The 15,573-nt window shown below is 32.1% G+C and carries 19 protein-coding genes; all 19 read left to right on the top strand.

The features are described 5' to 3' along the window. Positions 1-2: 2 nt before the first annotated feature. Positions 3-1,208, top strand: coding sequence for an efflux RND transporter periplasmic adaptor subunit (locus HGB55_RS12590; RefSeq protein WP_168817252.1), 1,206 nt, complete (start codon positions 3-5; stop codon positions 1,206-1,208). Between the two features lie 115 nt (positions 1,209-1,323). Continuing rightward, on the top strand, positions 1,324-1,662 hold the full coding sequence (locus HGB55_RS12585; protein WP_168817251.1) for a P-II family nitrogen regulator: 339 nt from the start codon (positions 1,324-1,326) through the stop codon (positions 1,660-1,662). Positions 1,663-1,666: 4 nt separating this feature from the next. Beyond that, positions 1,667-2,080 (top strand): Fur family transcriptional regulator, encoded by a 414-nt coding sequence (locus HGB55_RS12580; protein ID WP_115880632.1) that lies wholly within the window; start codon positions 1,667-1,669, stop codon positions 2,078-2,080. A 66-nt stretch (positions 2,081-2,146) separates the two neighbouring features. Then, positions 2,147-2,845, top strand: coding sequence for a c-type cytochrome (locus tag HGB55_RS12575; RefSeq protein WP_115880633.1), 699 nt, complete (start codon positions 2,147-2,149; stop codon positions 2,843-2,845). A gap of 73 nt (positions 2,846-2,918) precedes the next feature. Continuing rightward, positions 2,919-3,143 (top strand): SHOCT domain-containing protein, encoded by a 225-nt coding sequence (locus tag HGB55_RS12570; protein WP_115880635.1) that lies wholly within the window; start codon positions 2,919-2,921, stop codon positions 3,141-3,143. Positions 3,144-3,209: 66 nt separating this feature from the next. Then, on the top strand, positions 3,210-3,596 hold the full coding sequence (locus HGB55_RS12565) for a DUF302 domain-containing protein (protein ID WP_168817250.1): 387 nt from the start codon (positions 3,210-3,212) through the stop codon (positions 3,594-3,596). 19 nt (positions 3,597-3,615) lie between these two features. Next, a complete protein-coding gene (locus tag HGB55_RS12560) occupies positions 3,616-3,828 on the top strand; it encodes a hypothetical protein (RefSeq protein ID WP_168817249.1) in 213 nt (70 codons plus the stop codon). A gap of 413 nt (positions 3,829-4,241) precedes the next feature. Next, a complete protein-coding gene (locus HGB55_RS12555; protein ID WP_168817248.1) occupies positions 4,242-4,619 on the top strand; it encodes a hypothetical protein in 378 nt (125 codons plus the stop codon). A gap of 82 nt (positions 4,620-4,701) precedes the next feature. Then, complete coding sequence (locus tag HGB55_RS12550) at positions 4,702-4,962, top strand: hypothetical protein (RefSeq protein ID WP_168817247.1); 261 nt, start codon at positions 4,702-4,704, stop codon at positions 4,960-4,962. Between the two features lie 89 nt (positions 4,963-5,051). Then, on the top strand, positions 5,052-5,300 hold the full coding sequence (locus HGB55_RS12545; RefSeq protein WP_247649220.1) for a hypothetical protein: 249 nt from the start codon (positions 5,052-5,054) through the stop codon (positions 5,298-5,300). 95 nt (positions 5,301-5,395) lie between these two features. Continuing rightward, positions 5,396-6,706: a TolC family protein gene (locus HGB55_RS12540; protein WP_168817246.1), complete on the top strand. Its 1,311-nt coding sequence runs from the start codon at positions 5,396-5,398 to the stop codon at positions 6,704-6,706. Between the two features lie 8 nt (positions 6,707-6,714). Beyond that, positions 6,715-7,791, top strand: coding sequence for an efflux RND transporter periplasmic adaptor subunit (locus HGB55_RS12535; RefSeq protein WP_168817245.1), 1,077 nt, complete (start codon positions 6,715-6,717; stop codon positions 7,789-7,791). A 142-nt stretch (positions 7,792-7,933) separates the two neighbouring features. Then, positions 7,934-11,128, top strand: coding sequence for an efflux RND transporter permease subunit (locus HGB55_RS12530; RefSeq protein ID WP_168817244.1), 3,195 nt, complete (start codon positions 7,934-7,936; stop codon positions 11,126-11,128). Positions 11,129-11,221: 93 nt separating this feature from the next. Next, a complete protein-coding gene (locus HGB55_RS12525) occupies positions 11,222-11,527 on the top strand; it encodes a hypothetical protein (RefSeq protein WP_168817243.1) in 306 nt (101 codons plus the stop codon). A gap of 18 nt (positions 11,528-11,545) precedes the next feature. Further along, positions 11,546-11,731: a DUF2892 domain-containing protein gene (locus HGB55_RS12520; RefSeq protein ID WP_168817242.1), complete on the top strand. Its 186-nt coding sequence runs from the start codon at positions 11,546-11,548 to the stop codon at positions 11,729-11,731. 140 nt (positions 11,732-11,871) lie between these two features. After that, on the top strand, positions 11,872-12,036 hold the full coding sequence (locus tag HGB55_RS15440) for a hypothetical protein (RefSeq protein WP_211047392.1): 165 nt from the start codon (positions 11,872-11,874) through the stop codon (positions 12,034-12,036). Continuing rightward, a complete protein-coding gene (locus HGB55_RS12515) occupies positions 12,002-12,442 on the top strand; it encodes a class I SAM-dependent methyltransferase (protein ID WP_211047391.1) in 441 nt (146 codons plus the stop codon). The genes HGB55_RS15440 and HGB55_RS12515 overlap by 35 nt, the downstream gene beginning before the upstream one ends. Positions 12,443-12,651: 209 nt before the next feature. After that, positions 12,652-12,915, top strand: a complete 264-nt coding sequence (locus HGB55_RS12510; protein WP_168817241.1) for a hypothetical protein — start codon at positions 12,652-12,654, stop codon at positions 12,913-12,915. A 199-nt stretch (positions 12,916-13,114) separates the two neighbouring features. Next, positions 13,115-15,061: a heavy metal translocating P-type ATPase gene (locus HGB55_RS12505; protein WP_168817240.1), complete on the top strand. Its 1,947-nt coding sequence runs from the start codon at positions 13,115-13,117 to the stop codon at positions 15,059-15,061. The last annotated feature ends 512 nt before the right edge of the window (positions 15,062-15,573 follow it).

The raw sequence follows: 15,573 nt of genomic DNA, 5'->3' as shown, positions 1-15,573 counted from the left end.
AAATGAAAAATACATTAAAAATAAGCGCCATTTTACTACTTCTTATTGTTTTTGGAAGTTGTCAAGATAAGACTACTCGTAATAATGAACATAATGAAAATAATGAGGGCAATAATGAAGAAGAAAGTGGTGAACACGAAGAAGAAGCTTCTACCCTTACATTGCAACTCGAACAATTAGAGGTAATGAAAATAGAATTGGGAGTTGTTAAACAAGTTGATTTAGGCACTTCATTTAAAGTGAATGGGCAATTAGAAGTACCTCCACAAAATATGGCAAGTGTTAGTGCTATCGTTGGTGGTCGTGTTCAAAGTGTTGGTGTTATTGAGGGTGATTATGTGAAAAAAGGTCAGGTAATTGCCCAATTGAACAACCCTAAATTTATAACAATGCAGCGCGAGTATCTTATAGACAAAAGTAATATTTCCTATTTAGAAAAAGATTATAAACGTAAGGAGGCACTTTTAAAAGAGGGTATTGTATCCTCCAAATCTTTTCAAGAAGTAGAAGCGGCATATAATGAAGGAAAATCAGCACTAAACGCCTCCAAATCTACTTTACAATTAATAGGAATAAATGTTTCAGAATTGGAGAATAATCAAATTATTTCTTCTATACCTGTAATTGCTCCAATTAATGGTTATGTTCAAAGTATAGCAATAAATATTGGTAAATTTGTTTCTCCAGAACAAGAAATGTTTGAAATTGTAGACAATGATCACTTACATTTAGGGTTGAAAGTTTTTGAAAAAGATATTGACAAAGCCAAAGTGGGTCAAAAAATCACGTTTTCGCTAACAACAACACCCGATAAAATCTATGAAGCAGAAATTTTTAATGTAGGTAAAGTACTTGATATGAACACCCGATCTGTAAAAGTTCACGCGGATATAATTGAGAAACGTCACGAGTTTTTAGCTGGAATGTTCGTAGATGCAAGAATAGTTACTTCAAATAAGATAGTAAATGCATTATCCGATGAAGCCTTTATAAGTGAAAAAGGATTGGATTATGTGTTTGTTCAAAAGGAGAAGACTGACGAGAACATTGAATTTGAAAAGATTCAAGTAAACAGAGGTATTTCAGATTTAGGATTCTCTGAAGTTTTATTTATTGAAGAAATTTCACCAACAACTATTATTGTAATTAAAGGAGCATATTACCTAAACTCTGAAATGCAAAAAGGTGAGTTTGGTGATGATGATTAAATTAAGTCAATATAAAATTTGAAAAGATGAAATAAGCGTAATCAGTATTTCAATACCAACCGAAATGACTATTTGCTTATTACATTTGACATTAAAAAAAACTAAATATAACCAGATGAAAGAAATTAAAGCATTTATAAAACCAATTAAATTAGAGAAAGTAGTAGCAGCCCTTAAAGAAAAGGGCTTTGAAAGTGTAACATTATCCGAGTGTGAAGGAACAGGAACTTATAAACGTGAGGACTCATTGCCTTCGTTAAAATTTCACTTTGCGGACAGTAAAATGATTAAACTTGAATTGGTTTGCCAAAATGAAGAAGCCGAACAAGCTTGCCAGCTCATTTGTAAAAATGCCGCTACACCGTATCCTGCAGATGGGATTATTTATGTATCAGACATTAATGATGCGTACAGAATTAAAACAGGCAAATCCATAAAAAGATTTAATATTTAGCACTATGCAAGATTTGGAAAAAATATTGGAGAATAAGAATGTAAAACCAACTGCTATGCGCTTGTTGGTTTTACAACTTCTCAGAAATAAAAATGCAGCAGTTAGTTTAACGGACTTAGAAGATCATTTTATAAAATCAGACAGAACTACAATATACCGTACTTTAAAAACCTTTGTAAAAAACGAAATTGCACATAAAATTGTTGATGGCACCGGAATTACAAAATATGCGTTGTGTGAAGAAAATTGCCATTGTGAAATAGAAACGGATTTGCATGTACATTTTCACTGTAAAATTTGTAATGAAACTATTTGTTTTCCCAAAAATAAAATTCCTTATATAAAGTTACCTGATGGTTATGAGGCAGATAATGTTAGTTTAACGGTTACAGGTATTTGTGATAAATGCAACACATAAATGCACTTCCGTTGCACTATAAATAGAAGTACTTTTATTGAATATTAATTCGTAAATAAGTACAATATGAAAACAAAAATGAATATAGGTTTCGGTTTATTATTAACCATATTAATTATGTTAGCGTATGGTTTTCAAAGCAATAATTCTAAAATTGCTACAAACAATTATCAGCCTATTAAAAAAGAGCTAAAGATAACAGGTAGTGAACTATTTCAAAATAACTGTGCTGTTTGTCACGGCTCTGAACGGCAAGGAAACTTACCGACTTTTCCTTCTTTAGTAGATATCAATCAAAAGTTGAGTAAAGATCATATAAGTGAACTGCTTAAAACAGGAAGGAATATAATGCCTAATTTCTCTCATTTATCTGATTCAGAAAGAAAAGCCATTGTAGGTTTTTTATACGGTGAATCAACTGAGTCAGCTATTGTAACTGAAGTTTCTTCTATAGAACAAGGTAAAAATCTTTTTGTGGCAAATTGTGCACAATGCCACGAACCAGATGTAGAAAATTCAAATTCACCAAAACAAATGCAATGGGGAATGAAGCCTCCTCTACTTAATGGAGTTAATAATTGGGTTAATATTTCCCAATTTAAACAAATATTAAATATGGGTCCTTGTTATATGCCTTCATTTGAGGCTATGGAAAATAAAAATAAAGAAGATATCTATGCCTATTTAAGTACTCTGAAAAGTAGTGCTCAAAACTCTAACTACAGAATGCGAAGAGGCTGTGGTTGTGGTATGGGGATGAGATAAATAATATTGAATATACAGTGTAGAAGTTATTTGCTTTAAAACATAAAATAATTAATACTAAAATTTAAAAATCATGTGGTACGAATGTAACAACGATTGGCATTATTTTGGAATGCACGGATTCTGGTGGCTCTTTTGGGTTGTCATATTAATAGTAATCTTTTTGGTGTTAAAACCATATTTGATTAATAAGAAAGGAAAAGATTCTTCTTTGGAAATTTTAAGACGTAAATACGCTTCAGGAGATATCTCTACAGAAGAGTTTGAAGAAAGAAAAAGAATGCTAGAAGCGGAGTAAGGGTTCAGTCGGAATCAAAGAGGAAATTTATAAAGTGAATCTATTAATACCAAATAAAAAATAATTATGAACTATTATTTCAATAAAATCATTTCTGGAAATTTTGATCAGATAGTTGAAAAAGTCACTGAAGAGCTAAAAAAAGAAGGTTTTGGTATATTAACTGAAATAGACATTAAAGCTACGTTGAAGAAAAAGCTCGATGTGGATTTCTATAATTACAGAATCTTGGGTGCTTGCAATCCTCCGTTTGCATATAAAGCACTGCAAGCTGAAGATAAAATTGGCGCAATGTTGCCTTGTAATGTTATCGTTCAAGAAAGAGAAAAAGGAATAATAGAAGTTTCTGCGGTTGACCCCGCTGCTTCTATGAGTGCAGTAGAGAATGAAACATTGAGAAAAGTCGCCGCAGAAGTGAGAGATAAGCTGAAAAGTGTTATTGACAATATTTAATGATTTAATGTCTAAGACCATGGAAAATTTAAAAGTAATTATAATGTTCATAGCAGGTATTTTAGCTTCTGTAACCATTGGTCAAACTGTTTTAAAGTATTCGGAATCGTTTCCTCTGGTTTGGTTCGGAATAACTATAACAAAAACGCTCAACTCGGTTTTAATAATTGTTCCTGGATTGATTTCTCTACTACTTATTTATCTGGTTTGGTTTAGAAAAAACAAAAATTGAAAAATAATTTTGATTAAATGTTACAAATATTTACAGGAGACAACCAGAATGACATTCTGATTTTTATGCTTAAAAAAAATTAATGAAAATTTATATAATATGAAAAAATCAAACATTAGTAAACAGTTAAAATGCGACGCAACATATCACATAAATGAATGTATGGCGTTTAGGGAACAAATAATTAAGGAAAAAAACCCTCTAATTATGGCAAACGTGAATGGTTTTCAAATAGGCTTATGTGATAATGATAAATTTATAGAGTTACTAGATAGTGAAATTAAACAGGCTAAACTTTGTTTAGAAGGTAAACCAAATAAATTTATGGAGTTTATGTATTGCACTTAGTTTGTTACAAGTGTTTGATAGAATGAAATCCAATAACAATTAAATATTAATTAAATACAAATATTATGAAACAAATTAAAAATGCAGGTATTTTAATGATTTTGGTAGCTTCGATGATAAGTTTTCAAAGCAATGCACAAAACACAGACAAGATTTTGAAAGACCCTAAAAAGAAGGAACAGGTTATGACGGCCATTAGCAACAATCCCGAAATGAGAATGGAAATGATGGAAAAAATGGTAAAGAAAGATTCTATGATGTCAAAAATGATGATGGAAAAAATGATGAAGATGATGGAAAAGGACACAACAATGTCAAAAAAGATGAAGGAAAAAATGGCCACAATGAAAAAAGAAAAAGGGATGAAGTGTGAATGTGAGTGTAAAAAAGAAGATGGAACGTGCCAATGTAAAATGGAAGATGATGAAGATGACAAAGATTAAAACGATGGGGTAATTACTTGAGATGCGTAAATGATGACCAGTATCTCGTATAACGTATTAATAAACATTAAAAATTAAAATCATGAAAAATTCATTTAAGCTTGAAGTATTGAAAACAAACAGAACGCTTACAACAGAAGAACAAAGTAACTTTCGCTTAAAATTTAAACCTTTTTTGAACATAGCTGGAATTATTAGTCTATGTCTTGAGGAGGAGCATCTATACATAGAATACGACCCAATTTCTTTTAATTTGGATTCGTTTAAAGAAATTTTAACAGCTGTTGGATTTCCATTGAAAGATGAAAATATTAAATTAGCTTCATCGAATTTGATGAGTTAATCAAATTCAATTTTCATAATCATGGTAAATTAAAAGGAATGACATTGATTATGAGAAGTACAAGACAAAGAAAAACTGAAAGAGGGTGATTGAGGAATTTTGAAATCAGAATGATGAAAAAACTACAACAGCTTACTAAGGAAATCAACGATTTGACGTTGAAGTTAGAACAAGAATATCCGGAATTGTACAGGTATCTGGATGAAAATCCTGCCACCATTCCTGCGATTGATCACCCCGAGCTAACCGTTAACACTTTTTCCGATTATCTAGATAGTTTAAAAGCATTATTACAAACGTATATAGAAACACATAAAAGCAATAACCTTGAAAATTAATTCATTAACAAAAAAATATTAGAAAAATGAACACAAAAATGAACACAAAAATGAACACAAAAGTAAAGTAGTTTTGCAGTATAAATTAAGAATCAATGAGAAAAATAAGTAACATATGTGTCATTTTGTTTTTGTTTAATGTGCATCATGCAGCGTCCCAAGAGTTGGTGCCTATTACAAAAACAGAGGTTTTGTCTAAAGTCTCGGAAGATAACATATCAATAAAAATTTCGGAAGAAGAATTTAATCAAGCCAGAGCAGATTACAGGCAGACCAATGCTGTGTTTTTACCAAATATTACAGCAAGTTATACAGGCATTGCAACCACCAATCCGTTAATGGCTTTTGGTTCTAAGTTGAATCAGGAAATATTAACGCAAAACGATTTTAATCCTGCTTTACTAAATGATCCTTCACAGATAGAAAACTACGCAACAAAGTTCGAAATTCAGCAACCATTAATCAATTTAGATGGTATTTACCAACGTAAAGCTGCCAAGTCTAAAATGGAAGCGATGTCTTTAAAAACAGAACGCACACAAGATTATTTAGTTTTTGAGGTTGAGAAAGCATACATGCAATTACAATTAGCATATAAAGCGGTTGCTGTTTTAGAAAAAGCTTTAAAAGCCGCAAACGACAATAAAAAGTTAGCAGATAATAGCTTTAAACAAGGTTATTTACAACGTGCAGATGTGTTGAATGTTGAAGTAAGAGTCACCGAAGTGCAAAACCAATTACAAACAGCAAAAAGTAATGTGCAAAACGCATCTAATTACTTATCATTTTTAATGAATGATGAAAACTATGTAGTTTATACACCATCAGATGAATTAACTGTTGCAACATTTACAGTTGAAGATAAAACGATTTCAGAAAATCGTTCAGACATCAAAGCAATGCAATTAGCTTCTAATGCATATGAGGCTATGAATAAAGCAGATAAAATGGCTTTTCTACCACGTTTAAATGCATTTGGGAGTTACGAATTGTATGATGACCAAATTTTTCAAGGTGATGCCAATGGGTATTTGATTGGAGCGCAATTAAGTTGGGATATTTTTCAAGGTTCAAAGCGATTTGGAAAAGAACAGAAAAGTAAGGCGGAATTTGAAAAATCTAAGCTAGAATACAAGCAATATGTGTCCCAAAGTAATTTAGAATTGAATAAAGCAAAACGTGCTTTTTTAGATGCTGAAAATAAACTAAAACTAACCTCTTTAGCACTACAACAATCAGAAGAATCTTTAAGAATAAGAACCAATAGATTTAAAGAAGGTTTAGAAAAAACATCCGATTTGTTAATTGCTGAAACACAATATGCACAAAAGCAATTAGAATATTACCAAACTATTTTTGAATACAATTACGCACAAGCTTATTTACAATTTTTAACTAAAGAATAATTTTTAAGATGAAAAAAATATATACAATCCTAACACTTTCTGTAGTGCTATTAGTAGCAAGTTGTGGTAGCAAAGACAAAAAACCTGTTGTAGATAATTCGCCAGCAATTTCTGTAAAAACAAGTCAAGTGGTAGCAAATAGCAACAGTCCATTTTTATCTGTTAGTGGAAAAATTCAAGCATCTCATAGTGCAGATTTAAGTACCAGAATGATGGGTTTCGTTAATAAAGTGCATGTAAATGTTGGAGATAAAGTAAATAAAGGACAAATATTAGTTTCAATCAATAATAGCGATTTACAAGCAAAAAGAGCACAAGTAAATGCAGGAATTACAGAAGCAAGTGCTGCTTTAAGAAATGCACAAAAAGATTACAATCGTTTTCAAAATTTATTTGCAGATAATAGCGCATCTCAAAAAGAAATGGATGACATGACAGCTAATTATGACATGGCAAAAGCTAGAGTAGAAGCTGCAAACCAAATGAAAAATGAAATAAACGCACAGTTTGCTTACAGCAATATTACTGCACCTTTTAGCGGAATAGTTACTAGAAAGAATGTAGAGGCTGGAAGTATGGCTAATCCTGGAGTACCATTAATAAGTATGGAAACGCCTGAGAATTTTGAAGTGATGGCAATGGTTCCAGAAACAGAAATTTCTGAAATTAAAAATGGTTCTTCGGTTGATGTATTAGTAAAGTCTATTAATAAAACCATAAAAGGAAAAGTTACAGAAATAAGTACATCTGCAAAGAATACTGGTGGGCAATATTTAGTAAAAATAGATTTAGAGAAAACAGATACAAATATATTATCTGGAATGTTTACTACAGTACAATTTCCTGTGGAAAGAAAAGCAAACACATCAATGGTTTTAATTCCAACAGATGCTATTATAATTAACGGCCAATTATCTGGTATATATACAGTAAGTCAAAGCAATACAGCCATATTACGTTGGTTGCGTTTGGGTAGAACTTTTGGAGATCAAGTAGAAGTACTATCTGGTTTAAATGCAGACGAAGCATACATAGTTTCTGCTGAAGGTAAATTGTTTAATGGAGTGAAAATTACAATTCAATAACTTATAAGTCGCGTTAAGGATAGAAGTGAAAATCCTTTTTTTGCTGCCATATATGGCAAAAAAAGATTGTAATGTATAGCCTGTTTAAACGCCCAAAATTTAAAGATTTCCACTTTCGTGGGAATGAAAAAAAGTAATAATTATGAAAGAAGGTATCGCAGGAAAAATTGCCAAAGTCTTTATGCAGTCTAAGCTAACAGTATTGTTAATGATTGTGTTTATGGTAGTTGGTGTGTACAGTTCGTTTTTAATTCCGCGTGAAGAAGAACCACAAATTGATGTGCCTATGGCAGATATTTTTGTAGGTTATCCTGGAGCAAGTCCTACTGAAGTGGAATCGCGCGTGACTAAGCCTTTAGAGCAATTAATTTCGAATATTAAAGGTGTGGAATATGTGTATTCTACGTCTATGAAAGAGCAAGGAATGGTCATCGTGCAATTTTATGTAGATGAAGACATTGAGCGAAGTTTAGTGAAATTATACAACGAAATTAACAAGCACATGGACGAAATGCCAGCAGGCGTGACGTTCCCATTGGTGAAAACGCGTGCAATTGATGATGTCCCAATGTTGGGTTTAACCTTGTGGAGCGAGAATTACGACGATTACCAATTAAGCCAAATGGCACAAGAGTTGGAAGCCGAAATAAAAAAGGTTAACGATGTTGCGATTACAGACAAAATTGGAGGTAGAAATCGCCAATTGCGAGTGGTTTTAGATAAAGATAAATTGGCTGCTAGTGGATTAGATTTCTTGTCGATTTCTGAAATGATAAAGGCGAATAACAGTCAATTAAGTTCAGGAAGTTTTGATAAGAATGACACTGAATTCCTTGTCAATACTGGAAAGTTTTTAGAATCGGTTACAGATGTGGAGAACTTAGTGGTTGGTGTGCAGCAAAATCAGCCAATATATTTAAAGCAAGTTGCTAAAATTATTGATGGACCAGAAGTACCACTAAATTATGTGAGTTTAGGTTACGGAAAAGGAAGTGTAAAATCGGCAGATTATAAATCGGAATATCCTGCAGTAACTATTTCTGTTGCGAAACGAAAAGGTGCAGATGCGATGAAACTTTCGGAAATCATTATAGATAAAGTGGCCCATTTACGTAGCACTTTAATTCCTGATGATGTGCATGTAGAAATCACTAGAAATTATGGTGAAACAGCATCGCAAAAAGTATCAGAATTACTGTGGCACCTTATTGGTTCTATCTTTGCTGTAACACTTGTAGTAATGCTAGCAATGGGTTGGAGAGGTGGATTGGTTGTGTTTTTATCTGTGCCAATTACGTTTGCATTGACGTTGTTGAGTTACTACATGCTCGATTATACCTTAAACAGAATCACCCTTTTTGCATTGGTTTTTGTAACAGGAATCGTGGTGGATGACTCTATCATTATTGCCGAAAACATGCATCGGCATTTTAAAATGAAACGCTTGCCTTTTAAACAAGCAGCTTTATATGCGATTAACGAAGTAGGAAATCCAACAATTTTGGCAACATTTACAGTAATAGCTTCTGTGTTACCAATGGCATTTGTATCTGGATTAATGGGCCCATATATGGCACCAATGCCAATAGGAGCATCTATTGCAATGATTTTATCCTTATTTGTTGCCTTAACTATTACACCTTATTTGGGATATATTTTCTTAAGAGAAAAAGAGAAAAAAGGTGAAGAAGAAAAACCAGAAAAACCTATTGAAGAAACATTTATCTATAAGATTTATAACAAGTTTGAACGTCCTTTATTAGAAAGCAAAGCGAAGCGTTGGTTGTTTTTAGGGTTAACTTTTATGGTATTAATGGCAACAATGGTGTTGTTTTTTACCAAATCTGTCGCTGTAAAAATGCTGCCTTTTGATAATAAGAATGAATTTCAGATAATCATTGACATGCCTGAAGGTACTACCTTAGAACGTACTGGAGTTGTAACAAAAGAAATTGCTCAGTATTTATCGACTAGACCAGAAGTGGTGAATTATCAAAACTACGTTGGTACTTCTGCACCAATTACTTTTAATGGATTGGTACGTCATTACGATTTACGTGGTGGATCTAATATGGCAGATATTCAGGTAAATTTAATTGATAAAGGAGAACGTGATATTCAGAGTCATGGTATTGCTAAGTTATTGCGACCAGAGATTCAAAAGATTGCTTCAAAATATAATGCAAATGTGAAATTAGTGGAAGTGCCACCAGGACCTCCAGTTTTATCAACAATTGTTGCAGAAGTATATGGACCAGATTATAACGAACAGATTAAGATTGCAAATAGCATTAAAACAATATTGAAAAACACAGATGATGTGGTGGATATCGATTGGATGGTTGAAGCAGACCAAACGGAATATCAATTTGATATTAAGAAGGAAAAAGCAATGTTGTATGGTGTAGCACCACAACAAATAGCCTACACTATGAATATGGCTTTGTCTAACAGAGCCATCACGACTTTATATGATGAAGATGCAGTAAACCAAGTTGGTTTAGTATTGACTTTAGATGAAAAAGAGAAATCTACAATCAGTGATATTTCACAACTGAAGGTGAAATCAAAACAAGGAAACATGGTTCCTATTGCTGATTTGGTAGAAATTACGGAAACAATAGCAGCAAAAAGTATTTATCGTAAAAACCAAAAGCGTGTGGTTTACGTCTTGGCAGATATGGCTGGAGAGTTAGAAAGTCCTGCCTATGCTATTCTTGGAATGGAAGAAAAACTAAAAGAAATTCCGTTACCAAAAGGCTACGAGCTTAACGAATTGTATTTAGGTCAGCCAGATTTTGAAGATAATTACACCGTAAAATGGGATGGAGAATGGCAAATTACTTTAGAAGTATTTAGAGATTTAGGTATTGCCTTTTTAGGAGCCATTATCTTGATTTATATCTTGATTGTTGGATGGTTTCAAAACTTTAAAGCACCAATTGTAATGATGGTTGCCATACCACTATCCTTAATCGGAATTATTCTAGGTCACTGGATAATGGGAGCATTTTTTACTGCAACCTCTTTTATTGGAATGATTGCTTTAGCAGGAATTATGGTGAGAAATTCAGTATTACTGATTGACTTTATCAATTTAAGAACAGCAGAAGGTGTGCCATTAAAACAAGCAGCAATTGAAGCTGGAGCAGTGCGTACAACACCAATTTTATTAACAGCAGGAACAGTGGTGATTGGAGCTTTCGTTATTCTGTTCGATCCTATTTTTCAAGGGTTAGCAATCTCGTTAATGGGAGGAACAATTGTCTCAACTGTATTAACATTATTGGTTGTGCCTTTGGTTTATTATATGATAGAGAAGAAGAATTATAAATAATCTGTCTGGTCGAGCACAGTCGAGACCTTTAACCTTGATAGAACAGTAATTAGTTCTAGACGCCGCTCGAATGGATAAAATTACATGTGAAAAATGAAATTATTAATAGTTACCTCGGTAGATCAGTTTCAGAGCGATGTTTTGAAACTATTCAAAAAAGCGCAAATAGAAAACTTTAGTGGTTCTGAAATTGATGGCTATAAAAATATTGCCTCACTCATGATGACCAGAAGTTGGTTTCCGAGTGAAAAAACAGGAGCGGAATCGAGTTTGTTCTTCTCATTTACCGATGAAGAAAAAATCCAAAAACTATTTGATTTGATAGAAGTATTGAATGAAAGTTTAGAAACAAACAACCCAATAAAAGCCGTGGTTGTTCCAATTAAAAAATTTATATAAACTAAAAAAGTAATTATAATGTTAAATAAATATTTTAGAATTATTGTTGGCACATTTGTGTTATTAAGTGTAGTATTGGCAGTATATGTGCATCAAAATTGGTTGTGGTTTACTGTTTTTATAGGTGTGAACTTAATCCAATCTGCATTTACTAAATGGTGTTTGTTGGAAACCATTTTGAGTAAATTAGGTTTAAAAGATTAAGAATTTATTATTTCTTACCTAGCATTGAAAGAATTTGATTTAGAATGTCTGAAATGTTTTGAGCTTTGGCAGTCAAATACAATTCATGGTTATCATTATCCTTGAAATGAATGGATTTGAAAGTTTAAATAAAGGATTACTTGAATCCACAAGATAATGAACAGATACTAGAATTTGGTTTTGGAACAGGTGAAAATTTAATTTTAGCAAATAATAGAAATGAGAAGATAAATTATTTCGGTTTAGAGATTGATCCAAAAGTAAAATACATTGCAGAAAAGAAGTTTGGAAAAAAAAGAGATTGAAATAAGACTTGACCTATACGATGGAACCGTTTTTCCTTATAAGGATAATACATTCGACAAGATTGTAAGTTCCTTGGTTTTTCACCAACTTGATAAGCAAACTAAGAATTCTTGTTTAAATGAAATTTTTAGAGTGCTCAAGCCAAATGGTGAACTGATCATAGGGGATTGGGGGGAAGCCAAATCAAAACTTATGAGAATTCGGTTTTACATTGTCCAACTTCTAGATGGGTTTAAGACAACTAAAGATAATGTTGAAGGGCTTATTCCAAATTATATGATAAATGCAGGATTTAAAAATGTTGAGGAATTAAGCTATATAAACACAAAAATCGGAAGCTATTGTTACTATAAAGGAAATAAGCATTATTTGGCGAATGCAATAAGAATAATGAGGCATACATAATCTGATAACATAAAATATTACAATGGCGTTTAATGTAAAAATATTAACATTCGTTCTTGGGAGCTAGTTATGAACAGAAATGTGAGAAGCTGTTTTTGCAGATGTTGGAGTGGCCTTTCTGGCAATACTCAATGCCTTTTTATTAAGTAACCCTTGCTACCGGCTTACGTTTTTAACTAATGTAGTTTTGCAGTATAAATTAAGAATCAATGCGAAAAATAAGAAACATATATGTCATTTTGTTTTTGTTAAGTGTGTATCATGCAACGTCCCAAGAATTGGTGCCTATTACAAAAACACAGGTTTTGTCTAAAGTCTCGGAAGACAATATGTCAATAAAAATTTCTGAGCAGGAGCATCTATACATAGAATACGACCCAATTTCTTTTAATTTAGATTCGTTTAAAGAAATTTTAACAGCTGTTAGATTTCCATTGGAACATGAGAAAATCAAACTAGTTTCACTAAATTAATATGAGTTAACTGAATTCAATTTTCATATTCGTAACAAGTTAAAAGAAGTTTTGGCTTATTTCGTATGAAGCCTTCTTTATAATTTATTTCAGCAAAAGTTTTTTAATAACAACTTACAAGTTGATAATAATAATCAACCTAATAAATGCACTTCCATTGCATACACTATTTACTTAATTTTGAATTAAATATTAAATTATGAATAAAAACAATGAATGCGAAGATGGTGCTTGTGCAGTAGATTACACAAAGGAAACTGTTGCATCAAATAAAACTTTAGCCATAAACAAAGCCTACATAATTCCAATAATTAGTTTACTTTTTCTATTGTTGGGTATTGGTTTTTATTTTTTTGAAGTTCCTTTTTTTAAAGCCCCTATTCCTTTAATTTGGTTTAGTGTAATTTATATGCTTATTGGCGGTCCTGTTCTTTTAAAAGCAGCAAAATTAATAGTTAAAGGGACAATTTACAATGAGTTTGTTTTAATGTCGGTTGCAACAATTGGTGCATTTTTAATAGGCTCTTATGAAGAAGGTGTTGCCGTTATGCTATTTTATGTAGTAGGAGAACTATTTCAAGACGGTGCTGTTAATAGAGCAAAACGTTCTATTGAAGCCTTATTAAAAGTTCAGGTTGAAGAAGTAACAATTATTGAGAATGAATTAACCTTCATAAAACATCCTAAAGATGTTAATATTGGTCAAATAATAAGGGTTAAAGCAGGCGAAAAAATAGCTTTAGATGGTGAATTAATTTCAAACGATGCCGTTTTAAATACAGCTGCATTAACAGGAGAATCCGTTCCTAAAAACAGTTCTAAAGGTGAGCAAGTGCTGGCAGGAATGGTAAATCTTACCAAAGTAATAGAAATAAAAGTTACCAGTAAATACGAAGACACCAAACTCTCCAAAATTCTTAAATTGGTGCAAGAGGCAGTTGGTAAAAAAGCAAAGACCCAACTCTTAATTAGTCGTTTAGCTAAAATTTATACACCTATTGTTTTTTGGTTAGCAATTGCATTAGTAATTGTTCCCTATTTTATTCTTGCCGATAATTATATATTTCAAGTTTGGTTACAGCGTGCCTTAATCTTTTTGGTAATATCGTGTCCTTGTGCGTTGGTAATTTCTATTCCACTTGGCTATTTTGGTGGAATCGGTGCAGCATCACACAATGGAATTTTATTTAAAGGTTCTAATTATTTGGATTTAATAACCAAAGTAGATACTGTGGTTATGGATAAAACAGGCACTTTAACAAAAGGTGTGTTTGAAGTACAAGAAGTTGTGACCTCAAACATTGATAAGAATTTATTTTTAGAACTAGTAGCTGTCTTAGAATCCAATTCTTCACATCCTATTGCACAAGCAATTGTCAATTATGTAAAAATTGATAACTCAAAATTGAAGGCAACAACTATTGAAGAAATTTCAGGTTATGGAATGAAAGGAAAGATAGGTGATTTTGAAATACTTGCTGGTAATTCTAAATTGTTGAAAAAATTTAATATTCCTTTTGATGAAGCCATAAATTCAAATGATAAAACAATTGTTGTTGTTGCAATAAACCAGCAATATGTAGGTTATATTACTATTTCTGACACCTTAAAAGAGGATGCTCTAAAGGCAATTACTAATTTACATAAAATCCCAATAATAATTGAAATAGTTATGCTTTCGGGCGATAAACAAGCAGTTGTTGACACTATTGCAAATAAATTAGGGATTGATAAAGCAATAGGTGATTTACTTCCTGAAGATAAAATTTCAGAAGTAGAAAAATTGAAAGCTATGGGAAGAACAATAGCTTTTATAGGCGATGGAATTAATGATGCTCCAGTAATTACAATAGCTGACGTGGGTATGGCAATGGGTGGATTAGGGAGTGATGCAGCCATTGAAACTGCCGACGTTGTAATACAAACCGATCAACCGTCAAAAATTGTAACTGCTATAAAAATTGGAAATGCAACCAACAAAATTATATGGCAAAATATTTGGTTGGCATTAAGTGTAAAAATACTCGTTTTAATTCTTGGTGCTTGGGGAATGGCAACAATGTGGGAAGCTGTTATTGCTGATGTAGGCGTTGCATTATTGGCAATTTTAAATGCGGTGCGTATTCAAAAAATGAAGTGGAAGTGATTGGTTGATAGCAAAACAGAAATGTTTACAGAACAGCAAGATGAAATTTCTATTTTTGTAAAGGTTTTGGAATCCAGTGAGAGTTTCAATTTTATAACATTTATTTTAAATTGACTCTTGTGATTGTGAAAATTTAGACAACGAAACCGGCTTGGTTCAACCAATGATTTCACAACATCTAAAAGAACATTTATACTGATAATAATTGTTTCAATTTGACTTTAAACCTTATGGATTTTCTATTTAAATAATAAATTCTGTTGAATCACAGCCTTACGTCTTCGTAAGGGAAGTTTATTATCATACAATATTACTGCAATTTAAACTCGTAAAATACTTCCATCAAAAGACTACGGCATAAAACCAACGCCTCTTCCCTCGCTTATTTATATACTCTATTAAAAACCAAATAAAATCGTTATTTTTTCAACTCATTTTTCTTGGGTCAATACAAATATGGTTCATATCATATGGTTTACGACTTTGGATGACACCATAGACTGTTCTTAGCA

This window comes from Lutibacter sp. B1 (assembly GCF_012524075.1).
Taxonomy (GTDB): Bacteria; Bacteroidota; Bacteroidia; order Flavobacteriales; family Flavobacteriaceae; genus Lutibacter.
This window is presented reverse-complemented; position numbering and strand designations above follow the sequence as displayed.